We start from the raw sequence: 25,249 nt of genomic DNA on the forward strand, positions 1-25,249 counted from the left end.
GGCCGGTGCGCTTACCGATAGCCGTCCTGATCCCGTAGGCCCCGTGAGAGCCCATGAAACGTTTCTGCCGCGCGACCATGCTTGTGATGCTGCTCGCCGGCTGCGCCGCCGTGGATACGCCGGAAGGCGGCCCGGCGGAGATCCACGCGACGGCGATCTCCGCATTCAAGGCCGGTTCCGGGCTGACCCGATTCGGCGCGCTCGAATTCCTGGGCGGTCTTGAGCTTAGCTCGAGCAATCCGCTTCTCGGCGCCATCTCCGCCATCCGTTTCCGACCCGATCAACGCCGTTTCATCTCAGTGCTGGATACCGGCCACTGGCTGACCGGGACCATCGAGCGCGACGAGGATGGCAGGCTGAAGGGCATCGCCGATGCGCGCATCATGCCGATGATCGACCGCCGCGGTATGACGGATGCCGGCAAGGGCGCGATGGACGCGGAGGGGCTGGCGCTTAAGGGCGACCATGTGCTCGTCAGCTATGAGCAGTATCACCGGGTCGATGCCTATCCCGATCCCGGCTTCGAGACATCGCCGCCCAATAGCAGCATTCCGATTCTCATCCCGAGAAAGGAATTGCGTGCCAACCGCAGCCTTGAAGCCCTGGTGATCGCGCCGCAATCGAGCCCGCTTGCGGGTGCTGCGGTAATCGTCGCGGAGGACAGCCTGGATGATCAGGGCAATATGCTGGCGGCGATCCTGGATGGGCCTCTGAAGGGCCGCTTCGCCGTGAGGCATAGCGACGATTTCGACGCCAGCGACGGCGTGTTCCTGCCGGATGGCGATCTGTTGCTGTTGGAGCGGCGTTTCGATCTGGCGCATGGTATCGGTGTGCGTATCCGCCGTATTGCCGGCAGCGATATTAGGCCGGGCGCGGTCGTGGACGGCACCGTCATCTTCGAAGCCAATTCCACTTACCAGATCGACAATATGGAAGGGCTGGACGCCTTCCGCGCGGCCGACGGCACGATCCATCTGATCATGGTCTCCGACGACAATCATTCGATCCTGCAGCGAAGCCTGATGCTGGAATTCCGGCTGCACGACGAGAGGCTGGTCAGCCAAAATTGAAAAAGCCCGCGTCTTGCGCGGGCTTCCATCGGCCTATTATGGCTGATGCTTACGCAGTCGGCGCCTGCGGGATCGGCTTCAGCATGTTCATCAGCGCGCCGTAGGGCAGCAGCATGATGAGGCCGACCGTCACCTTCACCGAGAAATCGCCGATCGCCCAGGAGATCCAGCGCGGAGCCGAGGTGGAAAACACGCCAAGAATCGGCGCCCAGTCGATGGCGAAGGGATCGTTCGGACCGAAGAAGACGAACCACGGCGCGAAGGCGAAGGAGAAGAAGATCAGGGTGTCGAGCATCGAGCCGATCAGCGAACCGAACAGCGGCGCGCGCCACCAGGCCATGCGGCGCAGGCGGTTGAATACGGAGATGTCGAGAAGCTGGCCGGCGAGATAGGCGGAGCCGGAGGCAATCGCGATGCGCGGCTGGGCGGTGACGAAGGAGAGTGCGACACCGACGACGAAGCCGGCGAACACCACCTTGCGCGCAGCCTTCGGCCCGAACTGGCGATTGGTCAGGTCGGTGATCAGGAAGGCGACGGGATAGGTGAAAGCACCCCAGGTCAGGATGTCGGCAAGATTGATGCCGGCGAGTGTTGCCTGCAGCGGATACTGCACGAGGATGTTCGAGGCGACGACGACAAGCGTCATCAGCAGAACGTAGATCAAGGTATGGCGCGATTTCATAAGCATTTTTTTATCCTGGGAGATGCCACCAGTTGGAGTGAAAACCGGACATGGGAAAAGGCTTGCCCGGAGATGATCCGTGCAAGCCTCTCAGCCCGTATGCTAGTCAGAAGTGCTAAAGCTTAAGCGGCTACGGCAGCAGCGGCTTCGGCGGTCTTCTTGATGATCTGGCGGCGCAGCAGGCGCGCACGCTGGCTGAGCTCGTTTTCGCTGGCCTTCAGAAGGAAAGCGTCGAGGCCGCCACGATGCTCGACCGAACGGAGGCCTGCAGCGGAAACGCGCAGACGATAACGCTGGCCAAGAACGTCAGAGATCAACGTGACCTGGCAGAGGTTCGGAAGGAACCGACGCTTGGTCTTGTTGTTGGCGTGGCTGACATTGTTGCCCACGAGGACGGCCTTGCCGGTCAATTCGCACATGCGGGACATGGAACACCTACTTTTGTTTTTCTCGGCCGCTGAAAAGTCGTTCCGGGCAAAACCCAGCGCGCAATCCAACAGGCCATAATTGGAAAGTTGCGGTTCTATAGTCAGAGCAGCCGTCCGCGTCAAGCCAAACCTTGAGCTTTCCCGCAATTCCGTCAAAAAGCTGCTATTTTCTGGTGGTCGCAGTGAGCACATAAAGCGCCTATATATCTTGCCTGCTCTTTGTTGTTTGTTGAAGGCTTCGGTGATGATTCATTTTCGGAAGTGGCTCTTTGTTTCGGCCCTGGTAGCGTCGATGCCCCTGTCGGCATCGGCCGATCCGGTGCGGCATGAGACCCAGTACCGCGTCTCGCTCGCCGGTCTTCCGATCGCCAGGGCGGATTTCAAGACCGAGGTCAAGGACAAGCAGTTCACCATCCGAGGCGATATTACCTCGTCGGGTCTTGCCGATCTCGTTACCTCGATCGATGCGAGAACCGATGTGACCGGCGTGGTCGGCGACAGCAGGCTGCAGGCGACGCATTACACGCTCTACTACAAGAGCGGCAAACGGGAGCGCACCTATGACGTCGCCTATACCGACGGCAATGTGACCTCGAACAGCATCACGCCGGAACCGAATCGGCCGGCGAGCTGGATTCCGCTTGGCGGCGGCGATCTGAAATCGGTTCTTGACCCGATTTCCGGCATGATTTTCCCGGCGACCCCCAATCTCAACCTCTGCAACCAGACGCTGTCCGTCTTCGACGGCGAAATGCGGATGGATCTGAAACTGTCGCCGAAGGGGTCGCACCCCTTCTCGACGGATGGTTTCAAGGGCAAGACGATCGCCTGCGGCGTCCGCTTCACGCCGAAGAGCGGTTATAAGTCAACGCGCAAGGACTATCTCTATCTCGCCAAGAGCGACGGGATGGAGATCTGGTTTGCCAAGGCCGAGGTCATGAATGTATATGCTCCGGTTTACGTTCGCATCCCGACCCAATATGGGACCGTGACGATCACTGCCGTGAAATACGGCAGCTAGCGGGCTTTCGATGCTGACGCCCGCTGCAACAGACCGTGGGGGCAGGGGTGAGGTTTCGAGCGACATTGACGGGGTTCACGGCCATCCTGATGTGGTCGTTTCTGGCGCTGCTGACGGTGGCGTCCGGCAAAATGCCGCCGTTTCAGCTGCTCGCCATCTGTTTTGCCATCGGCAGTATCCCGGGCATCGTCGTTCTCGCGCTGAAGCCTGAGCGCCTAAAACTGCTGCACCAGCCGGCCAAGGTGTGGATCACCGGCATTGCCGGGCTGTTCGGCTATCATTTCCTCTATTTTACGGCGTTGCGTCAGGCACCGGCGGTTGAGGCCGGGCTGATCGCCTATCTCTGGCCGCTGCTGATCGTTGTCGGCTCGGCACTTTTGCCGGGCGAGCGGCTGCGCTGGTATCACATGGTCGGCGCTCTGATGGGTCTTGCCGGCACGGTGCTGATCGTCGGCCGCAACGGATTTCATTTCGAAGGCGCATACGCCATCGGCTATGGCGCTGCCTTCCTCTGCGCCTTCACTTGGTCCGGCTATTCGCTGATCACCCGTCGGTTTGAGGCGGTGTCGACCGATGTCGTGACGATCTTTTGCATGGTGACCTCGGCCCTTTCCCTGGTGTGCCATCTCGGCCTGGAGGACACGATCTGGCCGGAAACGGCATCGCAGTGGACAGCGGTGCTGGGGCTCGGGCTCTTCCCGGTCGGGGCCGCCTTCTATGCTTGGGATTACGGCGTCAAGAACGGCGATATCCAGATTCTTGGCGCGGCGAGCTATGCCGCGCCGCTGCTATCAACGCTGATCCTGACGCTTTTTGGTTTTGCTGAGCCGAGCTGGGGTATTGCGCTTGCTTGCCTGCTGGTCACCGGCGGCGCGGTTCTTGCCGCGCACCGGATGATCCTGCGCCGCGATAGTGGTGGGGCGGCGCAGGCGGAAGTAGCGGAATAGGTGTAGTTTACGCGCCCGAAGCGGACCGTGCTATTTCTTGAAGACCTTCTCCAGAAACGCCACCAGCGATGGCCGCCAGACATCCATCTCATGCTGGAGGTCCGGATATTCGTGATAGTCGTGGGCAATCTTCTTTTCGTCCAGGGTTGCCTTGAGCCCGGCAATGTCCTTGCCGGTGACCTGGTCCTTCGAGCCGACCGTCACCGTGAAGCCGCGCAACGCCTTGTTGATCTTGGCGGGATCGTTCAGCGCGGCATCAACGGCCTTGTTCGGCACGGTGGTCGTTGAAACCCCACTGAAGGTCGCAACCCAGCCGAAGGTGCCGAGATGCGAGAGGCCGGAGACAAGCGCCTGATATCCGCCCTGCGACAGGCCCACGACGGCGCGCCCGTCGGCATTGTCGCGCACCCGATAGTGCTTCTTCATGTAGGGGATGAGGTCCTGGGTCAGCTCCCGGTCGGCTGCGTCGGCGTTGATCGGATAGAAATTCTTGCGGCGGTCGGCGCCAGGGAAGTTCTCGGCGATTGCATCGGGAATATCGGTTTCCGTGTCGGGAATGACAACGATCATCGGCTCGATCTTCTTTTCCGCCAGAAGATTGTCGAGGATCTGCGGTGCGCGACCCTGCGTTACCCAGGAGCCGACCGTGTCGCCGAAGCCGTGATAGAGATAGACGACCGGCAGCGGCTTTGAGGCATCGGTGTAGCCGGGTGGCGTATAGACATACATCTGCCGCTCGGAATTCAGCGCCTTGGAATGCAGCGTCACCAGCCTGAGGTCGCCATGCGCAACATTGCGGGTGTCGAGGATGCTGCCGGGCACCAGAATGAGGCTGGTATTCACCTGCCGCTGCGGCTTGGGCGCATTGGCGCCGGTGTCGATGCTGCGGAAGCCGTCGATGTTGAAATAATATTCATAGAGATTGGGTTTCAGCGGTTCGCTCTTGGCACTCCATACGCCATCGTCGCTACGTTGCAGCGCGACTGGATCGCGCGAGCCGAGGACGACGGACACGGCCTTGGCGGAGGGGGCATAGAGCCGGAAGGTGATCGAGCCGTCTTTTTCGACGGAGGTGACGAATTCCTTCAACGGCCGATCCGCCGGCGGCGAGGCGGGGGCATCAAGGGCTAGGGCGGGAACACTCATGACGCAGCCTGCCACGACGAACAAGGGAAATAACAAACGCACCAGAAAACCTCCTCCGAATGAATCAATAGTCTCTCTCCCGGTGTAAAGCTGACACAGCGCGAAGGTTTTTCAAGGCGGCAGGTGCACGCAGCGGTCCTGGGCCGCTTATCGTGTCGGTGAATGGTAAAATGTTTAGGACGAAACGGGCTTCCAGTCCGGGGGCGCCATTTCGAAACTGGAAAATTCAAAACCTGGCGCCACCGTGCAACCGACCAGGGTGAAGTCCCCCAGGCTTTCGGCGGATTGCCACCAGTCGGCGGGAATGATCGCCTGCGGGCGCTCGCCTTTCGGAAGGTCAATGCCAAGGATGATGGTCTCGCTCGTCTTGCCATCGGCCGAGCGGTGCAGGGCGAGCGGTGCGCCAGCATAATAGTGCCAGACCTCGGCCGCATCGTGCACCCGATGCCAATGCGAGCGTTCGCCCGCCTGCAGCAGGTAGTAGATCGCGGTGGAATGGCCGCGCGCGCCGCCGTGATCGTCCCGGAATGTCTGCACATACCAGCCGCCTTCCGGATGCCGCTGCATGGACAGCGCCTCGATGATCTCTTGCGGCTGCATCAGAAATTATCCTTGCGCTTGCGGATCTCGGTAAAGACCTCTTCGTTGCTGCGGCTTTCCATCAGGAGATGCCGGCGGATCGACGGATCGGCGGCGCGCAGGAAGGGGTTGGTTTCCTTCTCCAGCGCCAGCGTCGTTGGAATGGTGAATTTGCCCGCGGCCCGCAGCGCCTCGATATCGGCGGCACGGCTTTTCAGCCGTTCGTTGTCCGGGTCGATCGTCAACGCGAAGCGGGCATTGGACAGCGTATATTCGTGGCCGAAATAGATTGCTGTTTCATCCGGCAATACCGCAAGTTTCTGCAACGATGCCCACATGTCCATTGCCGGGCGTTCGAACAACCTGCCGCAGCCGAGCGCGAACAGCGTGTCGGCGGCAAACAGCAGCTTGTCGTCGACGAAGTGGTAACAGATATGGCCGGCGGTGTGGCCGGGCGTCTCGATGACGTCGACGGTATGATTGCCGAACTCGAAGCTATCGCCGTCGCCATAGGCGCGGTCGAGACCGGGAATGGCAACGGCCTCACCGATCGGGCCGATGATCTCGCAGCCGAACTGCTCCTTCAGTGCCAGATTGGCGTCGACATGGTCGGTGTGGTGATGGGTGGTGAGGATATGGGTGATCGTCCAGCCGCGGCGCTTGGCAGCCGCCAGAATAGGGCCGGCCTCCGGGGCGTCGATCGAGGCGGTATAGCCGGTTTCGGGGTCATGGACGAGGACGCCGAAATTATCGGAGCGGCAGAGAAATACCTCTAATTCCAAAGGTTTCATGGTCGACATCATCCTTATTTCACGGGGGTTGATTCGAAATGTAGGCGGTTCGGCCTTGAAGTCCAACGCTCGGCTGATAACATTTGAGGCAATGCACGCCGATATCGTCGACCTCCGCCAATTCTATCATTCCGAGCTCGGTCGCTTGGCAGAGCAGTCTATTACCATGGCGCTGTCCTCGATCTGGGCGCGTCTGCCCGAGGAGCGTCTTGTCGGCCTCGGCTATGCCGTTCCCTATCTCGACCGCTTCCGCGCAGACACCGAGCGCACCTTCGCCTTCATGCCGGCGGGGCAGGGGGCGGTGAACTGGCCGATGGATTCGGCGTCCTCGACGGCACTGATCTTCGATGAGGAATTGCCGCTGCCGGACAGCTCCATTGACCGGGTGCTGATGGTGCATTCGCTGGAATTCGCCGAGAGCCCGCGCGAGACGCTAAAGGAGTTGTGGCGAGTGCTGGCGCCCGGCGGCCGCCTTGTCATCGTCGTGCCGAACCGCAGAGGCGTCTGGGCACGCATGGAGCATACGCCCTTCGGCTCCGGCCGGCCCTATTCGCGTGGCCAGCTTACCTCGCTTTTGCGCGAGACCAATTTCACGCCGGGGGCGACTGCTGAAGCGTTGCTCTTTCCGCCCTCGAAGCTGCGCACGGTCCTGAGCCTCAGGCGCGCTTTCGAGCGGGTCGGGCGCACGCTCTGGCCGGCCTTTTCCGGTGTCATCATCGTCGAGGCGCAGAAGCGGCTCTATCAGGGTCTGCCGGTTGCCGTGCGCGCCTCCCGTCGCGTCTTCGTGCCGGTGCTGGCGCCGCGCGGCATACCGACGACGCGCGATGGCGTGTGACGCCATCTCCTGCCGTGCAAACACTCGACAAATTCGTCAATCCGCTTTAATGCGACGGGGTGTTTAAAGCCGGAGTTTTCCGGCGCTTCCCAAGGTCGATCCCATGAGCATGGAAATGAACAAGCCCGTCCCGCGTCCCGGCATTCTCGATATTGCTGCCTATGTGCCGGGCAAGGAGCATGCGCCGGGCGTGGCGCGGGTGTTCAAGCTTTCCTCCAATGAGACGCCGCTTGGCGCGAGCCCCAAGGCCATCGAAGCTTTCCGGGAAACGGCGACGAATCTGGAGCGCTATCCGGACGGACAGGCCAAGGAATTGCGCCAGGCGATCGCTGATGTCCATGGTTTGAACCCGGCCAATATCCTCTGCGGCAATGGGTCCGACGAGCTGCTTGGCCTGCTCTGCCATGTCTATCTCGGCGCCGGCGACGAGGCCGTCATCACCGAGCATGGTTTCCTGGTCTACAAGATCCAGATCATGGCTGCCGGTGCGAGCCCGGTCACGGTGAAGGAAAAGGACTGCACGGTCGACGTCGACGCGATCCTCGCCGCCGTCACCGAGAAGACCAAGATGGTCTTCATCGCCAATCCGGGCAATCCGACCGGCACCTATGTCCCGGTCAGCGAAATCCGTCGCTTGCAGGCGAGCCTGCCGAAGCATGTCATTCTCGTGCTCGACGCTGCCTATGCCGAATATGTGCGCCGCAACGATTACGAGGCCGGTCTCGAGCTTGTTTCCGCGAACCCCAATGTCGTCATGACCCGAACCTTCTCCAAGGTCTACGGCCTGGCGGCATTGCGCGTCGGCTGGGTCTACGCGCCTGCCGACATCATCGATGCGCTGAACCGCGTTCGCGGCCCGTTCAACATGAATGCCGGCGCCATTGCAGCTGGCGCTGCCGCCGTTCGCGACCAGGCTTTCACGGAAAAGGCAGTGGCGTTCAATACGCTCTGGCTCGACAAGGTGACGCAGGCGCTCGAGGCGATCGGCCTCAAGGTGACACCGTCGGTCGCCAATTTCGTCCTCGTCCACTTCCCCGATGTCGATGGCAAGCGCGCGACTGAGGCCGATGATTTCCTGACCAGCCGCGGTTACATCGTGCGCGCGGTGCGGTCTTACGGCTTCCCGAATTCGCTGCGCATCAGCATCGGCACGGAAGAGGCCAATCTCGGTTTCATCGATGTGCTGACTGAATTTATGGGTCGCAAGGCATGAGCAGCATCCAGTTCGACCGGATCGCGCTGATCGGCATCGGGCTGATCGGCTCTTCGATCGCCCATGATATCAAGCGCCTCGGCCTTGCCAAGGAAGTGGTGATCGCGACGCGCAGCGCCGAGACGCTGAAGCGTGCCGAGGAACTGAAGCTCGGCGACCGCTACACGCCGTCGTCGGCCGATGCGGTCAAGGATGCCGATCTCGTCATCGTCTCCGTGCCGGTCGGTGCTTCCGAAAGCGTCGCCAAGGAGATTGCCGCGCATCTAAAGCCCGGTGCCATCGTCACCGATGTCGGCTCGACCAAGGCCTCAGTCATCGCGCAGATGCAGCCGCATATGCCCGACAACGTGTATTTCATCCCCGGCCATCCCATTGCAGGCACAGAGAAGTCCGGGCCTGACGCCGGTTTTGCCGGGCTGTTCGAGGGCCGCTGGTGCATCTTCACGCCGATTCCCGGCACGGATGAACAGGCGATCAAGAGGCTTCGCCATTTCTGGGAAAGCCTCGGCTCGCGCGTCGACGAAATGGATGCCGCTCATCATGACAAGGTGCTGGCGATTGTCTCGCATCTGCCGCATCTGATTGCCTACAACATTGTCGGCACGGCGGACGATCTGGAGACGGTGACGGAATCGGAAGTGATCAAATATTCCGCCTCCGGCTTCCGCGATTTCACGCGATTGGCCGCGTCCGATCCGACCATGTGGCGCGATATCTGCCTGCACAATCGCGATGCCATTCTGGAAATGCTGTCGCGCTTCTCGGAAGATCTGTCTTCCCTACAGCGGGCGATCCGTTGGGGCGAAGGCGACAAGATCTTCGAACTCTTCAGCCGCACCCGCGCCATCCGCCGCTCGATCGTCGAGGCTGGCCAGGATGTCGATACCCCGGACTTTGGCCGTCACGCGCTGGATGGGAAGAAGTAAGTTCCAGTCAGATGAGGGCAGGGCGAGCGTCACTGCAGATTAAGGCTCAGCGCCTATCTGCAGCTCTATAAACTTCGTTTCGCTCTCTCTTCCCGACAGCCACGACGATAATCACGAGCTGCTCGTCGCGAACTTCATAGACAAGCCGATAGCCGACGCCGCGCAATTTGATCTTGTACCGGTCTTTGCTTCCGAAAAGTTTGGCGGACGGTACTCGCGGGTTTTCGCAGCGCTCGGCAAGCTTCTTCTTAAATTGCTCCCGCGTATTGGCATCGAGCTTTCGCCACTCTTTTAAAGCGGCATGCAGAAAGCCCAGCTCATAGGTCATCCAGCTTGACCTTGATGATGGGCTCGCCCGCACGCGCGTCGGCGATGGCGTTGAGTTCCATATCCTCAAGACGATCCAGCATCGCTTCATAGAGGCGGGCCGGGACACAATAGAATGCAGGCGCATTCCTGTTGAGAATAGCAACCGTCGCCCCTTCGCCGGCTGCCACGGTTCCCATTGGGTTCTTTTTCAATTCCGATACGCTGGCGGTCACTTCAGCGAGAATTACATTTGTCATCGTACCCTCGAGGGATCTTTTAATAGCACTTTAAATAGCGCTTTTAACTGGTCTCTTCAAGGGATCGATGATCGAGGTCAAATCGGTGGGATCTTCCCGAGCGGGATGAAGCCGCTGAGGGAAAGGCGGCCGCGATCGGCGGTGAGGTCGACGGAGACCTTGTCGCCGCCGCTGGCGAGCGCCTTCAGCAGCTTGGTGGCGGTGTTGACGATATTCTTAGCGGCGGGGATCGTTGCCTTCAGGCTATCGCCCCAGGGGCCGATCTGATTGATCTCCAGCTTGAACTGGCCGGACAGCAGGCCCTGATCATCGAAATTGAAAGGCCCGGAGAGGGTCATAACGCGGCCATCGCCGATATCGATGACAGCCTGATGCAGTACGCCGGCGGCACCATGAAGACCGTTGCTGTCGCTGCCGTCGAGCATGCCGGCCTTGCCGGTCAGCGTGACATTGGCGCTTGTCGAGGCCGTCGGCAGGACTTGCGGGAAATCCTTGATAGTGGCGTTGGCGTTTTCGATGCCGATCGCCAGTTCCAGATCGTCGCCATTCTGGCGCGCATGCATCTCGGTATGATCGGCGGTCACATCGGCGCTCTGGCCGGTGGAGGAAGAGACGATGCTGGCCTTCAGCCCGTCGATGACGATCTGGCTCTGTTCGATGCCGCGACCCTTGGCGACGAGATTGGATTGGAGGTCGGTCCATGCGGCCGAGATGGTCAGGCCTTGCGCGGTGCGCAATTCCGTCGGTGATTTGAGCGTCCAGGCGATATGGTTCGGCTGATAGACCGGCGCCGAGGCTTGGAGGTTGCCGAAGGCGGTGGAAACGCCCTTGGTCTGGTTATCGACGCTTACCTTGGAGCAGGAGAGGCCGATCGAGAAAGGAAAGCCGCTGAAGGCCATGTCGGCGCATTGGCCTGAAATGCCGGTGTCGTTCTGCTGGCCGAGCGCCTTCAGCACGTTTGCCCTCACCATCGTCGTCGCATAGTACCAGCCGCCGGTGTAAAGCCCGGCAAGGATCACGATCAGCCCCAATCCGATGAGCCAAATGCTTTTGCCTCTGCCGGATGTGACGCTCTGGCTTGACGCTGCCATGTTGTTCTCCAATGGTTGAACTGATGTGGTCACAGTGATTTGGCGTTGGATATGGACGAATTTTGGGTATTTGGCTACGGATCGCTCATGTGGAATCCGGGGTTTAGTCATGTCGAAAAATCAGAGGCGCTGATTTTCGGCTATCGCCGCTCCCTTTGCGTTCATTCCTGGGTCCATCGCGGCACGGAGGCAAGCCCCGGGCTGGTGCTGGGTCTCGATCGCGGTGGTTCCTGCCGCGGCATGGCCTTTCGTGTGGCTGCCGCCGAATGGGAGGAGGTGCTGACCTATCTGCGCGAGCGCGAGCTGGTTACCCATGTCTATCTGGAAAGGACCTTGGCGATCCGCCTTGCCGATGGCCGGCGGGTGACCGCCGTCGCCTATATTGTTGACCGCGACCACCGGCAATATGCCGGCGGCCTGGACGCCATCGATGCGGCCCATATCGTCGAATCGGCGGTCGGCCAATCCGGACCGAACGATGCCTATGTCTTCAATACGCTGGCGCATCTGCGCGAGATGGGCATTCGTGACCAATGGCTGGAGCAGGTCGCCGGCGAGATCGAGCGGATGCGGGAAGCGTCTTAACCCGCTGCCGCCACCTTGGCCTTACTGATGTCAGCCAGACGCTGTGCGGCTGTCGGCGGCACGGGTAGATTTGGGTTGCTGGCGATGGTTTCTACCAGCAGCTCGTCGCTTGCCTTCTCCGTTTCCTGAACCAGCCGTTCGAAGAAGGAGTCCGGGTCCATGCCCGGCTGGATCGGCGGCAGGATGCGGACCTTGAAGTGGCCGGGATATTTGCGGAAGGTGCGGCGTGGCCAGAACAGGCCTGGATGCATGGCGACCGCGACGACCGGGATATCCAGGTCGCGATACATGCGGGCGATGCCATATTTGTAGACGGGCTCGGCGCCCGGCGGGCGGCGGGTTCCCTCGGGGTAGATGATCAGCTGGCGGCCGGTCGAGAGTTCCTCCCGCGTGCGTTTCAGCACGTCGAACATCACCTTGCCGCGGGCGCTGCGATCGACAGGGATCATGCGTTGCTTTTTCGCATACCAGCCGAACAGCGGAATCCACATCAGCTCGCGCTTCAGAATGTAGACCGGATCGTCGAGATAGGGCAGCAGCGCAAACGTGTCCCAGAAGGACTGGTGCTTCGGCGCGAAGATGTAGCTGCCTTTGGGGATATTCTCCAGGCCTTCGATCTCGAAGGTGGTGCCGACGATTTTTTCCATCAGCCAGACGCTGGATTTTGCCCAGGCCTTGGGGATCGCATAGGCGGCCTTGCGCGGCATCAGGAAATAGATCGGCGTGAGCACGATCATGCGAATGATCAGATTGGCATAAAAGGCGATATTGAACAGGATCGAACGCAGCGTGATCATCAAGGCTTTCCCAATACGCCGGCTTCCGCCAGCATTCGAAGCCTTGCCTACACGATTACGCTGTCAATAAAAAGTCGGCCCGCAGGCCACCCGGCATCTCAGTCCGGATCGTCGCTCTGTTCTTGCGAGCGCAGACCAAGCGGACGCCCTAGACCGGTGATATTGCGGGCGCCAGCCAGAAGAACCTTAGCGTATTCATAGATCATGGTACGCAGCGCGTTGGGATCCGTGAACCAGTTCTTGGTCTTGAGGTCGGAATTGACCACCGGATAGGGAATGAAGTCCGTGGCCGGATCGACATATTTAAGCTCCGCCAGGCTGCGCGGCATATGATAGTTGTTGGTCACCACTAGTATGCTCTTGTAGCCTCTGGCGTGGATCCATTTCGCCGCCTCGCGGGCATTGCCGATGGTGTCGATGGCGTCGTAGCCGATATCGACACAGCAATTGAAGAGGTTGGCGGGGCTCTGCGTCAGCTTGCGGATTTGCGACGGCGTCGTCGTCGGATGCGCGCCGGAGATCAGGAGCCGGTTGCCGGCACCGGTGCGCAGCAGCTCCACGGCCTGGTCTATGCGCTGGTAGCCGCCGGTCAGAACGATAATCGCATCCGCCTTCGGCTCCAGCGGTGGCTTCAACGTGGTGATCGAATCGGCAAAATGCAGGAAGCCGCCGAAAACGATAGCGACGAGGAAGACGAAGGCAAAGCCACCCCAGCGCAGAAAACGGCGGAAAAAGCTGCGCCGCACAGGCCTGTCGCTGTGGAAGCGCTCCCACAACGATTGAGAACTCACAGCCTTGCGACTCATCAGGTCCATGCTCATGATTCGTTATTATACCCGAAATGCGGCAAGGAACGGGCCATTGAACCGTAAAAAATAACTACCAAAGCGTCAATTCTGTACATTTTCGGCCCTTCCTGGGTCGGAACGAACCAAATCGATCTCGTCGATCGTACGCATGACGGTGAAGCGCGCCGTGACCGTGGTGAGCAAGGCTATGATGAGCATGGTCGCGAGAATGCCAAGATAGCCCAGAGTACCGACCGAGAACGTACCGAAGAGGGCGGTCGCCTGATCGGTCTGCGGCGTGGCGATCGTGCTTCGTTGCAGAAGGCCGGCGGTGGCGAAGAACAGGGCGGCAAGCGCGCTGCCAGCGGCGGAGCCCTTCAGGCTGATCTTCAAAAAATGCTTCTGGAACTCGTTGGCGACGAAAGTACTCTCGGCGCCGACGAAATGCAGCACCTCGACAATGTGACGGTTGCCCGAGAGCGCGCCGCGGGTGGCGAAGACAACGGTCAGCACCATGGCGGTGAAGACCAGCAGCAGGATGCCGGTGCCGATGAGGACGGTGGTGTGCGCCATCGAGACCAGCCGGTCGACCCAGGTGCGATGGTCGTCCAGCGTCGCCTGCGGAATCTCTCCTTTGAGGAGGCTGCGCATCGCCTCGAAATCCGGCGGGTGCGTCTCGTCGATGGTGATGATCACTAGGCGTGGGACGGGCAGTTCCTTAAGGTCGAGGCCGGAGCCGAGCCAGGGCTCGAGCAGGCGGGCGGTCGCCGCCTCGTCGACGATCTGGCCGCTCTTTGTGCCGACGAAGCCAAGCGCGATATCGCGGGCGCTGATAAGCGCCTTGTCCATGTCGAGATTGTCGTCCGGCTTGATCTGGATGGTGATCTCGCGGGCGATCTGGCTCTCCCAGCTCGCCGCCGTCGAGCGCACCATGCTGACGGCGCCGAGCGTCAGGCAGGCGAGGAACGCCATGATGGCGATGACGACGATCAGCGCATTGCCCTGGATGTTGGAGGAGGGCACGATCGGCCCTGTCGGGCGCACGCGCATCTCCGGCCGTCTCTTCTCGGGCGGCGTGGTCGTGGGTCTTTGCGTGTTGCCAGCAGCCCTCGCATTGGCGGGGCTCCTGCGGGGTGTGGGCTCAGTCATAGATATCGAGATGCCCTCCCGACAGGATCATGCGCCGGGCTTCGACCTGATCCATCAACGTCAGGTCGTGCGTGGCGATGACGACGGCCGTGCCGAGGCGATTGAGCTCGAGAAACAGGTTGAGCAGTCGTCGCGCCATCGGCGGATCGACATTGCCGGTCGGCTCGTCGGCAAGCAGGATTTCCGGCCGGTCGATCAGCGCGCGGGCGATGGCGGCGCGCTGCTTCTCGCCGCCCGACAGAACCGGCGGCAGCACATTGATGCGCTCGCCGAGACCGACCCATTTCAGCAATTCCAGCACGTCGTTGCGATAGGAGCTCTCGTCCTTGCCGCGCACACGAAGGGGAAGGGCGACGTTCTCATAGGTCGTCAGATGGTCGAGCAGACGGAAATCCTGAAAGACGATGCCGACGCGACGGCGCAACAGCGGTAGCTCGTTGCGCGGGATCGAGGAGATTTCGCGGTCGAACATGCGGATCAGCCCGCGGGTCGGCTGCAGCGACATAAACAGCAGGCGCAGCAAGGTCGTCTTGCCGGCGCCGGAGGGGCCTGTCAGGAACTGGAACGATTTCTTCGGAATGTCGAAGGTCAGGTCGCGGAGGATTTCCGGACCCATGCCATAGCGCAAACCGACGTTCTCAAAATGGATCAACGGGCAGTCCAGTCTTCCGCGGTGTTCAATCAGGCGACTTGTTAACCAATTGCGTTAACGGACGGTAAATTTTGCTGGGAAGGCGCCCCATTCATGGCGGTCTTTGCGAAGCATTAACCATTAAAATTTACGACTGGGCAGGATTCGTTTCAATGCCCAGAATTCAGATGGGCGTGGAAACCATGTGGATCACCGGAAAGGGAGGTCGTCATGGGTGCTTTTCGCCACCGTCGGCAGCAGGCGGGGCTGGTCTATGACCTGCTTCCGCCCGAACGCGCAGCGGCTTCGCAACTATCCCATCGTTTCGGATCGAAGCCGGATATTGTCGACGCCGAGTTCGTGACCGTTATTCCCGGCCGCGCCAACGGCAATCACGAGAAGGGCAGCCGCGCAAGACCGCAGCCCCGGCCGGCTCCGGGGGCCGTTCACGTTCGCGCGATGACAGGCTTGCGTCTTGCCGAGGGATGGCTGCAGCGGGCATCGCGGCGCAGTTTCGTGGCGCTGATCGCAGCGCTCGCGATCTTGGTTTTCGGTCTTGCCGGCGGCTTTTCCGGATTGTCCGGCACGCCGGCGCAGGCAACGTCGGAACCGCTGCAATTTACTCATGTGACGCTGACGCCGCGCGACGAGAACGGCATGCGGGTGCTGACCGTCAACGGCATCATCGAGAACCAGACAGGCGCCACGCTGACAGTGTCGCCGGTGCGCGCCGATATCTTCTCCGGCGATCAGTTGCTGACCAGCGTCGTGGTGAACCCGCCCGTGGACCGTATAGGGCCGCATGAAAGCCGTGGTTTTTCTACCAGATTGCAGCATCCCGGTGGAAAAACGCCGGATGTTCGGCTTTCCTTCATGCCTTAGGGGGTGTGTCGGCTCTTGTGATTGTGCTACGGGCTAGGGCTTGATCAGCGGACAAGTGCCGCAGCACAGCCATGGAGCATGCCAATCAATGCCTGTCGTACGCGGGAAGAATATCGAGCCGCTTTTCACCGCCGAGCAGATCGCCGAGCGTAACAAGGTTTTGGCGGCGCAGATCGCCAGCGGGCCGACGAAGGATCTCCTCGTCATCGCCATCCTCAAGGGCTCGTTCATTTTCGCGGCCGACCTGCTGCGTGCGCTGCACGACACCGGGCTTGCACCGGAAGTCGAATTCATCACGCTCTCGAGCTACGGCGCGGGCACGACGTCCCAGGGCGTTCGCATCGTCAAGGACATCGACAGCGACGTTAGGGATCGCGACGTGCTGTTGGTCGACGATATCCTGGAATCCGGTCGGACCCTGCGTTTCGCCAAGGAACTGCTCTATGAGCGCGGCGCCCGCAACGTCTCGCTCGCCGTGCTGCTCGATAAGAGCGTCAAGCGCCAGGAAGAGCTGGAGGCCGATTATGTCGGCTTCGAATGCCCCGATTATTTCGTCGTCGGCTATGGCATGGATGTCGCCTATGCCTTCCGCGAGCTACCCTTCGTGGGCGTTGTGACCGGCGACGCCGGCGAATAGCTTTGGTTCGTGGGGCGCCGATTCCAGGTTAATCCGGCGCTCCGACAGACTGTCTCAATATGCTCCAGCGATGACGAACCGTTAACCACGGGACGGGATTGCACCTCCGTCGTTTACCGATCGCAAACGGAATTCTGGTGATTTCGATCTCGGAACATGACGGACCACGGAGCATAGACCATGGCAAGAATTCTGATCACGGAAGACGAGGACTCTCTTCGCACCTTTGTCGCCCGGGCGCTGCGCCTGGATGGCCACGAGACTGAAGAGGCGGCCGACGGCGCCGAAGGTCTGGAAAAACTGAAGCAGGGCGTCTACGACCTGCTGCTCTCCGATATCCGCATGCCGGTGATGGACGGCATCGAGCTGGCGCACCAGGCGGCCTCGACCTGCCCCGGTATGAAGATCCTGCTGATGACCGGTTATGCCGAGCAGCGCGAACGTGCCGACGACCTCATGGAAAAGATCGTCGATGTCGTCTCCAAACCCTTCGCTCTGCCGGATATCCGCAAGGCGGTTGCCCGCGCTCTGGCAGCCTGATCGGCGCTATCGAAGGGGGGCCTTCGCCTACAGTGGCGAAGGCGATACAAGCCTACTGCCTCATATCGAGCAGGCGTTCCAGATAGTTCCGTTCGTCGGACAGTGACGGATTGTTGCTCAGGCGCTCGCGGATGGCGTCGAGAATTTCACGGGCGCGCTGCGCATCGATGATTTTCGGTATTTTGTTCTCGTTCGTTTCATCGAATATTCCGGGGGGGCCGTCGCGCAGACGGCCAAGTGGGTCGCGGCCGTTCTGGTTGCCCTGGCCGGCCTGACCTTGCTGTTGGCCCTGGCCTTGGCCCTGCTGTTGCATCTGCGCCATGAGCTGGTTCATCATATCGCGCGTGCCCTTGCGCAGAGCGTCGAGCGCACGGCCCTGGCCTTGCACGGCGGTCTCGCCATTGCCCTGGCCGAGCTCGCCGGCCGCACCCTTCATCTCCTGCTGCGCCTTGCCGTAATTCTGGTTCGGCTTCATGCCCATGGAGCCGAGTTCCTTTTGCAGCTCGCCGAGTTGTTTTCCGAGATCATCCTGCTGCTGGCGCAATTGCTTAAGCGCATCGCGCAACTGGTCGGCGGTCATCCCGTCCGTCTCGTTGTCGCCCTGCTTCTGACCCGGCTGCTGCTGGCCCTGCTGGTTCTGGCCCGGCCGCTGGTTCTGGTCCTGCTGACCCATGTCCGGCTGCTGCGGATCGTCCAGACCCGGCATCGGCTGGTTGAGCGCGTCGTCGCCGTCCTCGTTGGGATCGCCGCGCTGCATGCGGTCGCGCATGGTCTGGTCGAGCTTGAAGGTCTGCTCCATCAGTTTCTGCTGGTCGCGCAGGATGCGGCCGAGCTTGTCCATCTGCTGGCGCATCTTGTCGTTTGCCTGGCCCTGCTGCTGGTTCTGGTCACGTTGCGGGCGGCCTGCCTGCAGGTTGTTCATCATCTGCTGCAGCTCGGACAGCATCTGCTGTGCCGCCTGGCGGTTGCCGGAGCGGGCAAGATTCTCGATCTGGTCCATCATCCGCTGCAAATCCTGCTGGCGCAGGATATTGGCCGACTTCTGGTTGGGCTGCGCCGGCATGTTCTTCATGCGCTCGGCGAGCTCCTTCATATAGTCGCCCATCGCCTTGCGCAGCTCATCCATCAATTTCTTGATTTCCGCGTCGGGCGCATTGCGCTGTAGGGCATCGGAGAGCTTCTGCTGCGCGTCGCGGAGCGCCTTCTCCGCGTCGGTCAGCTGTGCGTCTTCCATGCCGAGCGCGATCTGCCAGAGATAGTCGGCAGTATCCTTCAACGCGGCATCGCCGCCGGCGAGCTTCATGCGCGTCAGTGCCGATTTGATCAGCAGGTAATTGCCGAGATCGGGGATCGTCTCGTCCGGACGGATCGTCAGCGACTTGTTGAGTTCGATCGCCTCCGGCATCTTGCGGGTATCGAGCGCGAAAACCTGACGTTCCTCGGCGACGGCGGCGGCGAGCGGCTGGCCGAAGTTGCGCGAGGGCAGGGTCATCTCATAGGGCGCGCTGCGGCCGGTCTGGCCGGCGCCGTCGCGTGCGACGAGGGTGATGTGCACCTTCTTGCCGGCAAGCGGATCCTGCGTCAGATCGCGGCTCGTCAGTCCCTTGCCGTCACGGCGGTCGCGACGCGAGATCTCCAGCTTGTATTCCGGTAGGCCATAGAGCGGGGTGGCCTGCGGATCGGCATCGACGGGCATGATCTCGGCACGGGCTTCCTCGACGCCATAATCGTCCTTCACCTTGAAGCCGATTTCGAGCGAGCCGTTGGCGGTGGCATGCGGAATGCCGTCGAAGGCGATTTCCGGTGGCTTGTCGACGACGACATTGAAGGACCAGGACTTGCCGTTGACCGTCAGTTTGCCGCCCTTTTCCAGCTTCTGCACATGGGTGCGAGCAACCATTGCAGCCGTGCCGGGCGCCGCGGGCGGCGAAGCGGTGTCGGCGACGGGTTGCGCGGTGGGCGCGGTCGTATCGCCATTTGCCGGTGCCTGCTTGCCGGCGTCGGCGACCTGTTCGGGGATTTCGGTGCTGGTGTCGCTGTCGGCGGGCTTGAACAGCGCTTTCTCATCCGCGGAGGCGCCGGTGACGCGCACGGTGAGCTCGGAGAATTGCGGGACGTTGACGCTGTCGCCGGCGTTGGCGGCATTGCCGGTCAGGTAGATCGGCGCTTCGCCGGTGTAATAGGGCGGCGTCACCCAGGCGTCGACGCGGACATCAGGATTGTTCGACGTGATGGCAGGCGCGAGGAAGGCATCGCTCAGCGAGCCGCCGCTGTTGGACATGGAGAAGCTGAAAGCCGTCACCAGCAGCAGCGCCGGAATGGTGCGCAGCGCAAAGCGGTCGTAGCGGGCAATATCCGGGCGGGGGAAGCCGGCGTCCAGCGCCGCGATGCGCGCCGCCATGCGGGTCTGGTGCTCCCGCCACAGCGCCCGGGCAAAGGGCGTGTCGAAAGCCGGCTCGTCTTCCTGCACGGTGACCGGCTGGTGGGGGAGACCGTTGCGCTCCTCCAGCATCCGGTCGGCTTCACCGACGGTCGGCCAGCGCAGGCGGCGGAAGGGGAAGCAGGCGGCTGCGAAGGTGATGGCAAACGCAGCAAGCAAGGCTAGGCGCAGCATATCCGGCGCGATGCGGAATATGCCGAACCAGGCGGCCGAAAGGAAAAGGGCAAGGATCGATAGCGGTAGCAGCAGCAGGGGCAGGATCTGCTCGCACACCAGCACCAGCCGTGCGAAGAGACGTTTGACCGCAACCAGCCGTGCCAGCGCCGGACGGCTGGCGAAAGCGCCCTTCTTGGGGTTGCTTGGGCTGGTCATCGGTCCGGTTTTCTCCCCGATCTGACGTGGATGGCTATCTGCCCATTGGAAATGGCGGGGCGTCTCACACGCCCAAGTTTACAGCGCCCGGCGAGACGCCTGTCATGGAAAGATAACATTCTTTGTGGCGAAGACGAGAGCAAGCGGCGCCAAAGGCCATTTTTTCGTCGGATTTCGCTTAAACGTGATTAAGCCGCGCGATGAAGCCGGCGCATAATCCTGTCCGAAAATCGATTCCGACTTTCGGGGTTATGCGCTGAGCCAGGCGGGAATCGAATCGAGGCCGATCAGCTCTTCATAGGTCCGGCGCGGACGAATGACGTGGAAATCGCTGCCCTTGACCAGCACTTCGGGCACCAGAAGCCGGCTGTTATAGGTGCCGGCCTGGACCGCGCCATAAGCGCCGCCGGAGCTGACGGCCAGGAGATCGCCGGGCTTCGGCATCGCCATTTCGCGATCGAGCGCCAGATAATCGCCGGTTTCGCAGACCGGGCCGACGATATCGGCCTTGATGCGCGGTGCATTGGCCGCGGTGATCTCGACGGGGCGGATCTCGTGATAGGCCTCGTAGAGCGTCGGGCGGATCAGGTCGTTCATGGCGGCGTCGACGATGACGAAGCTCTTGTTGCCGCCGTCCTTCACATAGATGACTTCCGTCACCAGGATGCCGGCATTGCCGACAATGAGGCGGCCGGGCTCGGTGACGATCTTGCAGTTCAGGCCGCGCAGCTGATCCTTGACGATATGGGCATAGGCGTCGGGTAGCGGCGGCGGGGTATTGTCGTCGCGATAGGGAATGCCGAGGCCACCGCCGATATCGACATGGTGGATGTCATGGCCGTCGCCGCGCAGCGTCTCGACGAGTTCGCGCAGCAGCTTGAAGGCATCCTCGAAGGGCTGCAGCTCGGTGATCTGGCTGCCGATATGCATGTCGATGCCGGTGGCGTCGATACCCGGCAGATTGGCGGCGCGGGCATAAACGGTGCGGGCGCGTTCCCAGGATATGCCGAACTTGTTTTCCTTCTTGCCGGTCGAAATCTTCGCATGGGTACGGGCATCGACGTCGGGATTGATGCGGAAGGAGACAGGGGCGATCTTGCCGGCGCGGACGGCGCGCTGGTTCAGCACTTCCAGTTCCGGCTCGGATTCGACGTTGAAGCAATAGATGCCGGCTTCGAGCGCGACATCCATTTCCTGCGCGGTTTTGCCGACGCCGGAGAACATGATGCGGTTTGCCGGGATGCCGGCGGCAAGGGCGCGCTGCAGCTCGCCGACGGAGACGACGTCGACACCGGCGCCGAGACGGCCAAGCGTCTTCAGCACCGCCTGGTTGGAATTGGCCTTCATCGCGTAGCAGACCATGGCGTCGACATCGCTGAAGGCTTCGGAAAAGACGCGGTAGTGCCGCTCGAGCGTTGCCGTCGAATAGACGTAGAAGGGCGTTCCGACCGCCTTGGCGATTTCGGGAACGGGAACGTCCTCCGCGTAGAGAATGCCGTCGCGGTACTGGAAATGGTTCACGGTCGCGGCCTGCTTAGAGAAGCGGATCGAGGAGGAACTTCTTGTCCTCGGTGCCTGGCTGTTTCGTCGGCTTGGAGACGTCGCCGCCCTTGGTCGCCGCAGCGCTCGGCGGATCGAGATCGCCCTTGCGGCCACATCCGACGACGGCAAGGCCGATGACCGAAAGGACGACGGTCAGGCGGATGATATGCGGCATGTTGATCTGCATCGAAATCCTCTTGGGCGGCAAACGCGGAAGCAATCTTCATAGCGAAGTTTCCGCGCCTTGTGCACCCTGATTGTTAGAGTGTGGTTTCCGGCGATTGTCTCAGTTGCGGGCGCGCCAGAAAGCGATCTGTTTGCGCACTTCCGACGGCGCCGTGCCGCCGAAGCTCTTGCGGCTGGCGACCGAGGCTTCGACCGTCAGGACGTCGAAGATCTTGTCGGTGATCGCAGGGTGGATTGCCTGCAGATCTTCCAGCGACAGTTCGGCGAGATCGCAGGACTTGCTCTCGGCAAGCGCCACGGCGCGTCCGGTGACATGATGGGCGTCGCGGAAGGGCAGACCTGCCTCGCGCACCAGCCAGTCGGCAAGGTCGGTCGCGGTCGAATAGCCGGATCCGGCGGCGGCCTTCATGCGGGCGGCATTGATCGTCATGTCGCGCACCATGCCGGTCATGGCGGCGATCGCCAGTTCCAGGCTTTCGGCGGCGTCGAAGACCTGTTCCTTGTCTTCCTGCATATCCTTGGAATAGGCCAGCGGCAGGCCCTTCATGATGGTCAGGAGCGCCACCAGCGAGCCATTGATGCGGCCGGTCTTGGCGCGCACCAGTTCGGCCGCGTCCGGGTTCTTCTTCTGCGGCATGATCGACGAGCCTGTGGAGAAGGCGTCGGAGAGGCGAACGAAGCCGAATTGCGGCGTCGACCAGATGACGATTTCTTCGGCCAGCCGCGACAGGTGCATGCCGGCGATAGCGGCGATCGACAGGAACTCGATGGCGAAGTCACGGTCGGAGACGGTGTCGATCGAGTTGCGGGTCGGCTCGCGGAAGCCGAGCGCCTTGGCCGTCATGTGGCGATCGATCGGGAAGCCTGTGCCGGCAAGGGCGGCAGCGCCGATCGGCGATTCATCCATATGCTCGATGGCATGGCGCACGCGCGAACGGTCACGGCCGAACATCTCGACATAGGCCATGCAATGGTGGCCGAAGGTGACCGGCTGCGCGGTCTGCAGATGGGTGAAGCCGGGCATGACGGTGTCGGCGTGCTCCTCGGCGCGGTCGAGGAAGGCGGCGATCAGGCCGGTCAGCGCCTGTTCGCATTTCTGAAGCTCTTCCTTGACCCAGAGGCGGAAATCGAGCGCCACCTGGTCGTTGCGCGAACGGGCCGTGTGCAGCCGTCCGGCGGCCGGACCGATCAGGGCCGCAAGCCGCGACTCGACGTTCATATGGATGTCTTCGAGGCTGCGGGAGAATTCGAAATTCCCGGCTTCGATCTCTGACAGGATCGTGTTCAGCCCGTGAACGATCTTGTCTTTATCCTCGGTTGAAATGATGCCTTGATGGGCAAGCATGGTGGCATGGGCGATGGAGCCGCGGATATCCTGTGCAAACAGCTTCTTGTCGAAACCGATCGATGCATTTATCTCCTCCATGATGGCCGCGGGGCCGGAGGCGAAACGTCCGCCCCACATCTGGTTGGAGGATTTGGTGTCCGTGCCGTCAGCCATGAGATGCCTACCTGGAGAATGTAATGACAGCGAAGAAGCCGTTTGGTCTGCCGTCCGTGAAACTTGTCCTGCTTGCCGCCGTCGCCGGGGTCGTCGCCGGTGCGGCAGCGGTATACGTGAAGGAGGCGGGGTATGGCAATGGTATTGGTGAAACGGCCTCCTCCGGACAATGCGAAACGGCCAAGGATCGCGCCGCGGCCCTGACGCCCTTCACCAAGGGACAAGTGGCCGCCATGGCCGCGCCGCAGACGCCGATCTCACTGCACGACGTCTCCTTCAAGGGAGCGGACGGCCAGCCGCTGTCGATCGCCAATTTCTCCGGCAAGACGCTGCTGCTCAATGTCTGGGCGACCTGGTGCGTGCCCTGCCGCGAGGAAATGCCGGCCTTGAACGCGCTGGAGAAGAGCATGGGCAACGACAAGTTCGAGGTTGTCGCGGTCAATATCGACACTGGAGACGATGAGAAGCCGAAAGCGTTTCGCACCGATTACGGCATCGACAAGCTTGGCTATTATCGCGACAGCACCATGGGCGTCTTCAATGCGCTGAAGAAACAGGGCCTGGCCTTCGGTCTGCCGGTGACACTGCTGATCGACGGCAAGGGCTGCCTCGTCTCAGCCATGAACGGCCCGGCGGCGTGGGACAGCGACGATGCGAAAAATCTGATCAAGGCGGCGGTGGGGATTTGAGCGGTCTGGTTGCCTGAACATCCGCCCTCGCCCTTCGAGGGTCGCTGCACTCCCACCTCAGGGTGAGGGCTAACCCGTTACGCTTGATGAAATTTCCGCTGGTTTCAACACCATCCGTTCGGTTGGCGGGTGGCTTTGCTCCACCCTCATGGTGAGGTGCGCTGACGCCAGAGCGTAGCGGTGGCGGCAGGGCCTCGAACCACGAGGGTCGGCCCGGAGGCCACCGTAAAAGTTACCGTGTCGGAACTGGCACTTCGCCGCGATAATCGTAGAAGCCGCGACCGGACTTGCGGCCGAGCCAGCCGGCTTCGACATATTTCACCAGCAGCGGGCAGGGGCGGTATTTCGAGTCCGCCAGGCCGTCATGCAGGACCTGCATGATCGACAGGCAGGTGTCGAGGCCGATGAAATCGGCAAGCTGCAACGGCCCCATCGGGTGATTGGCGCCGAGCTTCATGGCGGTGTCGATGGCATCGACGGTGCCGACGCCTTCGTAAAGCGTGTAGATCGCCTCGTTGATCATTGGCAGCAGGATGCGGTTGACGATGAAGGCCGGGAAGTCTTCGGCCACCGTGATCGTCTTGTCCAGCGAGCTGACATATTCCTTGGCAGCGGAGAAGGTCGTTTCCTCGGTGGCGATGCCGCGCACCAGCTCGACGAGCTTCATCACCGGCACCGGGTTCATGAAGTGGATGCCCATGAAGCGTTCCGGCCGGTCGGTCGCGGAGGCGAGCCGGGTGATCGACAGCGATGAGGTATTGGTGGCGAGCATCGCCTCGGGCTTCAGGATCGGACAAATCTGAGCGTAGATCTTGCGCTTGACGCTTTCGTCCTCTGTCGCGGCCTCGATGGCGAGGTCCACCTGGGCGAGATCGTTGAGGTCGGAAGAGCCCGATATCAGCGCCAGCGCCGCCTTGCGTTCCTCGTCGGTCATCTTGCCGGAGGAGACCTGGCGGGCAAGGTTGCCGTTGATGGTGGCAAGGCCGCTTTCGATGCGTTCCTGCGAGAGATCGTAGATATGCACCTTATAACCGGCCATGGCGGATACGTGGGCAATGCCGCAGCCCATCTGGCCCGCTCCGATAATACCGATCGTCTTCAGCGAACTCATTGCCAACTCCCCCGGGGCGGCGCGTTCTCGGCGGCGCGCCATGCTTTTCGTCATAAATTTGCCGGACTATTTCTAGCCCGGCAAGATTGATAGACCCATAAAGG

The 25,249-nt window shown here is 61.4% G+C and carries 28 protein-coding genes; 11 read left to right on the forward strand and 17 right to left on the reverse strand.

Annotation, left to right across the window (positions count from 1 at the left end; all coding sequences use genetic code 11):
• Window positions 1-53 precede the first annotated feature (53 nt).
• Window positions 54-1,070 carry an esterase-like activity of phytase family protein gene (locus RRH01S_RS11580; RefSeq protein ID WP_034521586.1) on the forward strand — a complete coding sequence of 339 codons (1,017 nt, stop codon included), beginning with the start codon at window positions 54-56 and terminating at the stop codon, window positions 1,068-1,070.
• 49 nt (window positions 1,071-1,119) lie between these two features.
• Here RRH01S_RS11580 and RRH01S_RS11585 read toward each other — a convergent pair whose 3' ends face one another.
• Both RRH01S_RS11585 and rpmB read right to left on the reverse strand, forming a co-directional pair.
• Entirely contained in the window at window positions 1,120-1,758 is a 639-nt protein-coding gene (locus RRH01S_RS11585; RefSeq protein ID WP_034521583.1) for a queuosine precursor transporter, read from the reverse strand.
• Window positions 1,759-1,874: 116 nt separating this feature from the next.
• Entirely contained in the window at window positions 1,875-2,180 is a 306-nt protein-coding gene (rpmB, locus tag RRH01S_RS11590) for a 50S ribosomal protein L28 (RefSeq protein WP_007693604.1), read from the reverse strand.
• A 244-nt stretch (window positions 2,181-2,424) separates the two neighbouring features.
• On the opposite strand from rpmB, the gene RRH01S_RS11595 reads away from it, so the two are divergent.
• Both RRH01S_RS11595 and yddG read left to right on the forward strand, forming a co-directional pair.
• The gene (locus RRH01S_RS11595) at window positions 2,425-3,201 is read left to right on the forward strand and encodes a DUF3108 domain-containing protein (RefSeq protein WP_012652588.1); all 777 of its coding nucleotides are present in this window, start codon (window positions 2,425-2,427) and stop codon (window positions 3,199-3,201) included.
• Between the two features lie 47 nt (window positions 3,202-3,248).
• Window positions 3,249-4,148, forward strand: coding sequence for an aromatic amino acid exporter YddG (gene yddG / locus RRH01S_RS11600; RefSeq protein WP_034521580.1), 900 nt, complete (start codon window positions 3,249-3,251; stop codon window positions 4,146-4,148).
• Between the two features lie 30 nt (window positions 4,149-4,178).
• On the opposite strand, the gene RRH01S_RS11605 is transcribed toward yddG, so the two are convergent.
• From RRH01S_RS11605 to gloB, 3 genes are all read right to left on the reverse strand, one after another.
• Window positions 4,179-5,336 (reverse strand): esterase, encoded by a 1,158-nt coding sequence (locus tag RRH01S_RS11605; protein WP_034521576.1) that lies wholly within the window; start codon window positions 5,334-5,336, stop codon window positions 4,179-4,181.
• Between the two features lie 132 nt (window positions 5,337-5,468).
• Window positions 5,469-5,894: a cupin domain-containing protein gene (locus RRH01S_RS11610; protein WP_034521573.1), complete on the reverse strand. Its 426-nt coding sequence runs from the start codon at window positions 5,892-5,894 to the stop codon at window positions 5,469-5,471.
• Window positions 5,894-6,664 (reverse strand): hydroxyacylglutathione hydrolase, encoded by a 771-nt coding sequence (gene gloB, locus RRH01S_RS11615; protein ID WP_007693609.1) that lies wholly within the window; start codon window positions 6,662-6,664, stop codon window positions 5,894-5,896. Before gloB ends, RRH01S_RS11610 begins: the two co-directional genes overlap by 1 nt.
• Window positions 6,665-6,719: 55 nt before the next feature.
• Here gloB and RRH01S_RS11620 point away from each other — a divergent pair, with 55 nt between their 5' ends.
• The 3 genes from RRH01S_RS11620 (at window position 6,720) to RRH01S_RS11630 (ending at window position 9,638) form a co-directional block, all read left to right on the forward strand.
• Window positions 6,720-7,499 (forward strand): class I SAM-dependent methyltransferase, encoded by a 780-nt coding sequence (locus tag RRH01S_RS11620; RefSeq protein WP_007693610.1) that lies wholly within the window; start codon window positions 6,720-6,722, stop codon window positions 7,497-7,499.
• Window positions 7,500-7,602: 103 nt separating this feature from the next.
• The gene (hisC, locus tag RRH01S_RS11625) at window positions 7,603-8,712 is read left to right on the forward strand and encodes a histidinol-phosphate transaminase (protein WP_012652583.1); all 1,110 of its coding nucleotides are present in this window, start codon (window positions 7,603-7,605) and stop codon (window positions 8,710-8,712) included.
• Complete coding sequence (locus RRH01S_RS11630; RefSeq protein WP_034521570.1) at window positions 8,709-9,638, forward strand: prephenate/arogenate dehydrogenase family protein; 930 nt, start codon at window positions 8,709-8,711, stop codon at window positions 9,636-9,638. The genes hisC and RRH01S_RS11630 overlap by 4 nt, the downstream gene beginning before the upstream one ends.
• Window positions 9,639-9,684: 46 nt before the next feature.
• Here RRH01S_RS11630 and RRH01S_RS11635 read toward each other — a convergent pair whose 3' ends face one another.
• The 3 genes from RRH01S_RS11635 to RRH01S_RS11645 all read right to left on the reverse strand — a co-directional run bounded on the left by RRH01S_RS11635 (window position 9,685) and on the right by RRH01S_RS11645 (window position 11,295).
• Window positions 9,685-9,966 carry a type II toxin-antitoxin system RelE family toxin gene (locus tag RRH01S_RS11635; protein ID WP_012652581.1) on the reverse strand — a complete coding sequence of 94 codons (282 nt, stop codon included), beginning with the start codon at window positions 9,964-9,966 and terminating at the stop codon, window positions 9,685-9,687.
• Window positions 9,956-10,204, reverse strand: coding sequence for a type II toxin-antitoxin system Phd/YefM family antitoxin (locus RRH01S_RS11640; protein WP_012652580.1), 249 nt, complete (start codon window positions 10,202-10,204; stop codon window positions 9,956-9,958). Before RRH01S_RS11640 ends, RRH01S_RS11635 begins: the two co-directional genes overlap by 11 nt.
• 77 nt (window positions 10,205-10,281) lie before the next feature.
• Window positions 10,282-11,295 carry a DUF2125 domain-containing protein gene (locus RRH01S_RS11645; protein WP_034521567.1) on the reverse strand — a complete coding sequence of 338 codons (1,014 nt, stop codon included), beginning with the start codon at window positions 11,293-11,295 and terminating at the stop codon, window positions 10,282-10,284.
• 51 nt (window positions 11,296-11,346) lie between these two features.
• Between RRH01S_RS11645 and RRH01S_RS11650 the strand changes: the two genes are divergently transcribed.
• Window positions 11,347-11,880, forward strand: a complete 534-nt coding sequence (locus RRH01S_RS11650; protein ID WP_012652578.1) for a gamma-glutamylcyclotransferase — start codon at window positions 11,347-11,349, stop codon at window positions 11,878-11,880.
• Here RRH01S_RS11650 and RRH01S_RS11655 read toward each other — a convergent pair.
• The 4 genes from RRH01S_RS11655 to ftsE form a co-directional block, all read right to left on the reverse strand.
• Entirely contained in the window at window positions 11,877-12,677 is an 801-nt protein-coding gene (locus RRH01S_RS11655) for a lysophospholipid acyltransferase family protein (RefSeq protein ID WP_012652577.1), read from the reverse strand. The genes RRH01S_RS11650 and RRH01S_RS11655 overlap by 4 nt on opposite strands.
• Before the next feature lie 98 nt (window positions 12,678-12,775).
• The gene (locus RRH01S_RS11660) at window positions 12,776-13,483 is read right to left on the reverse strand and encodes a YdcF family protein (protein WP_042471825.1); all 708 of its coding nucleotides are present in this window, start codon (window positions 13,481-13,483) and stop codon (window positions 12,776-12,778) included.
• 84 nt (window positions 13,484-13,567) lie between these two features.
• Entirely contained in the window at window positions 13,568-14,614 is a 1,047-nt protein-coding gene (locus tag RRH01S_RS11665; protein WP_080705428.1) for a cell division protein FtsX, read from the reverse strand.
• The gene (gene ftsE / locus RRH01S_RS11670) at window positions 14,607-15,266 is read right to left on the reverse strand and encodes a cell division ATP-binding protein FtsE (protein WP_007693621.1); all 660 of its coding nucleotides are present in this window, start codon (window positions 15,264-15,266) and stop codon (window positions 14,607-14,609) included. The genes RRH01S_RS11665 and ftsE overlap by 8 nt, the downstream gene beginning before the upstream one ends.
• A gap of 210 nt (window positions 15,267-15,476) precedes the next feature.
• On the opposite strand from ftsE, the gene RRH01S_RS11675 reads away from it, so the two are divergent.
• The 3 genes from RRH01S_RS11675 to RRH01S_RS11685 all read left to right on the forward strand — a co-directional run bounded on the left by RRH01S_RS11675 (window position 15,477) and on the right by RRH01S_RS11685 (window position 17,304).
• A complete protein-coding gene (locus RRH01S_RS11675; RefSeq protein ID WP_034521564.1) occupies window positions 15,477-16,127 on the forward strand; it encodes a hypothetical protein in 651 nt (216 codons plus the stop codon).
• An 88-nt stretch (window positions 16,128-16,215) separates the two neighbouring features.
• Window positions 16,216-16,764 (forward strand): hypoxanthine phosphoribosyltransferase, encoded by a 549-nt coding sequence (hpt, locus tag RRH01S_RS11680; protein WP_034521559.1) that lies wholly within the window; start codon window positions 16,216-16,218, stop codon window positions 16,762-16,764.
• 180 nt (window positions 16,765-16,944) lie between these two features.
• Window positions 16,945-17,304: a response regulator gene (locus tag RRH01S_RS11685; protein WP_007693627.1), complete on the forward strand. Its 360-nt coding sequence runs from the start codon at window positions 16,945-16,947 to the stop codon at window positions 17,302-17,304.
• A 52-nt stretch (window positions 17,305-17,356) separates the two neighbouring features.
• On the opposite strand, the gene RRH01S_RS11690 is transcribed toward RRH01S_RS11685, so the two are convergent.
• From RRH01S_RS11690 to argH, 4 genes are all read right to left on the reverse strand, one after another.
• Window positions 17,357-20,116 carry a TIGR02302 family protein gene (locus RRH01S_RS11690; RefSeq protein ID WP_034521556.1) on the reverse strand — a complete coding sequence of 920 codons (2,760 nt, stop codon included), beginning with the start codon at window positions 20,114-20,116 and terminating at the stop codon, window positions 17,357-17,359.
• A gap of 249 nt (window positions 20,117-20,365) precedes the next feature.
• The gene (lysA, locus tag RRH01S_RS11695; protein WP_007693631.1) at window positions 20,366-21,637 is read right to left on the reverse strand and encodes a diaminopimelate decarboxylase; all 1,272 of its coding nucleotides are present in this window, start codon (window positions 21,635-21,637) and stop codon (window positions 20,366-20,368) included.
• Window positions 21,638-21,650: 13 nt separating this feature from the next.
• On the reverse strand, window positions 21,651-21,845 hold the full coding sequence (gene lptM / locus RRH01S_RS11700; protein WP_007693633.1) for an LPS translocon maturation chaperone LptM: 195 nt from the start codon (window positions 21,843-21,845) through the stop codon (window positions 21,651-21,653).
• A 99-nt stretch (window positions 21,846-21,944) separates the two neighbouring features.
• A complete protein-coding gene (argH, locus tag RRH01S_RS11705; protein WP_034521553.1) occupies window positions 21,945-23,345 on the reverse strand; it encodes an argininosuccinate lyase in 1,401 nt (466 codons plus the stop codon).
• Between the two features lie 23 nt (window positions 23,346-23,368).
• Between argH and tlpA the strand changes: the two genes are divergently transcribed.
• Window positions 23,369-24,034, forward strand: a complete 666-nt coding sequence (tlpA, locus tag RRH01S_RS11710; protein ID WP_012652569.1) for a thiol:disulfide interchange protein TlpA — start codon at window positions 23,369-23,371, stop codon at window positions 24,032-24,034.
• 232 nt (window positions 24,035-24,266) lie between these two features.
• Here the strand turns inward: tlpA and RRH01S_RS11715 are convergent, their stop codons facing one another.
• On the reverse strand, window positions 24,267-25,145 hold the full coding sequence (locus RRH01S_RS11715; RefSeq protein WP_007693639.1) for a 3-hydroxybutyryl-CoA dehydrogenase: 879 nt from the start codon (window positions 25,143-25,145) through the stop codon (window positions 24,267-24,269).
• Window positions 25,146-25,249 lie beyond the last annotated feature (104 nt).

Origin of the sequence: Rhizobium rhizogenes NBRC 13257, assembly GCF_000696095.1 — a bacterium.
Lineage (GTDB): Bacteria > Pseudomonadota > Alphaproteobacteria > Rhizobiales > Rhizobiaceae > Rhizobium > Rhizobium rhizogenes.

Excerpts from the sequence above, each read along its gene's own strand:
- hisC (WP_012652583.1), top strand. The coding sequence starts at position 7,603 with ATGAGCATGGAAATGAACAAGCCCGTCCCGCGTCCCGGCATTCTCGAT.
- RRH01S_RS11640 (WP_012652580.1), bottom strand. The coding sequence starts at position 10,204 with ATGACAAATGTAATTCTCGCTGAAGTGACCGCCAGCGTATCGGAATTG.
- RRH01S_RS11650 (WP_012652578.1), top strand. The coding sequence starts at position 11,347 with ATGGACGAATTTTGGGTATTTGGCTACGGATCGCTCATGTGGAATCCG.
- argH (WP_034521553.1), bottom strand. The coding sequence starts at position 23,345 with ATGGCTGACGGCACGGACACCAAATCCTCCAACCAGATGTGGGGCGGA.
- RRH01S_RS11645 (WP_034521567.1), bottom strand. The coding sequence starts at position 11,295 with ATGGCAGCGTCAAGCCAGAGCGTCACATCCGGCAGAGGCAAAAGCATT.
- RRH01S_RS11690 (WP_034521556.1), bottom strand. The coding sequence starts at position 20,116 with ATGACCAGCCCAAGCAACCCCAAGAAGGGCGCTTTCGCCAGCCGTCCG.
- RRH01S_RS11635 (WP_012652581.1), bottom strand. The coding sequence starts at position 9,966 with ATGACCTATGAGCTGGGCTTTCTGCATGCCGCTTTAAAAGAGTGGCGA.
- RRH01S_RS11715 (WP_007693639.1), bottom strand. The coding sequence starts at position 25,145 with ATGAGTTCGCTGAAGACGATCGGTATTATCGGAGCGGGCCAGATGGGC.
- gloB (WP_007693609.1), bottom strand. The coding sequence starts at position 6,664 with ATGAAACCTTTGGAATTAGAGGTATTTCTCTGCCGCTCCGATAATTTC.
- lptM (WP_007693633.1), bottom strand. The coding sequence starts at position 21,845 with ATGCAGATCAACATGCCGCATATCATCCGCCTGACCGTCGTCCTTTCG.
- RRH01S_RS11665 (WP_080705428.1), bottom strand. The coding sequence starts at position 14,614 with ATGACTGAGCCCACACCCCGCAGGAGCCCCGCCAATGCGAGGGCTGCT.
- RRH01S_RS11675 (WP_034521564.1), top strand. The coding sequence starts at position 15,477 with ATGGGTGCTTTTCGCCACCGTCGGCAGCAGGCGGGGCTGGTCTATGAC.
- RRH01S_RS11660 (WP_042471825.1), bottom strand. The coding sequence starts at position 13,483 with ATGAGTCGCAAGGCTGTGAGTTCTCAATCGTTGTGGGAGCGCTTCCAC.
- RRH01S_RS11585 (WP_034521583.1), bottom strand. The coding sequence starts at position 1,758 with ATGCTTATGAAATCGCGCCATACCTTGATCTACGTTCTGCTGATGACG.
- hpt (WP_034521559.1), top strand. The coding sequence starts at position 16,216 with ATGCCTGTCGTACGCGGGAAGAATATCGAGCCGCTTTTCACCGCCGAG.
- RRH01S_RS11685 (WP_007693627.1), top strand. The coding sequence starts at position 16,945 with ATGGCAAGAATTCTGATCACGGAAGACGAGGACTCTCTTCGCACCTTT.
- RRH01S_RS11595 (WP_012652588.1), top strand. The coding sequence starts at position 2,425 with ATGATTCATTTTCGGAAGTGGCTCTTTGTTTCGGCCCTGGTAGCGTCG.
- rpmB (WP_007693604.1), bottom strand. The coding sequence starts at position 2,180 with ATGTCCCGCATGTGCGAATTGACCGGCAAGGCCGTCCTCGTGGGCAAC.
- RRH01S_RS11610 (WP_034521573.1), bottom strand. The coding sequence starts at position 5,894 with ATGCAGCCGCAAGAGATCATCGAGGCGCTGTCCATGCAGCGGCATCCG.
- RRH01S_RS11580 (WP_034521586.1), top strand. The coding sequence starts at position 54 with ATGAAACGTTTCTGCCGCGCGACCATGCTTGTGATGCTGCTCGCCGGC.
- RRH01S_RS11630 (WP_034521570.1), top strand. The coding sequence starts at position 8,709 with ATGAGCAGCATCCAGTTCGACCGGATCGCGCTGATCGGCATCGGGCTG.
- RRH01S_RS11655 (WP_012652577.1), bottom strand. The coding sequence starts at position 12,677 with ATGATCACGCTGCGTTCGATCCTGTTCAATATCGCCTTTTATGCCAAT.
- tlpA (WP_012652569.1), top strand. The coding sequence starts at position 23,369 with ATGACAGCGAAGAAGCCGTTTGGTCTGCCGTCCGTGAAACTTGTCCTG.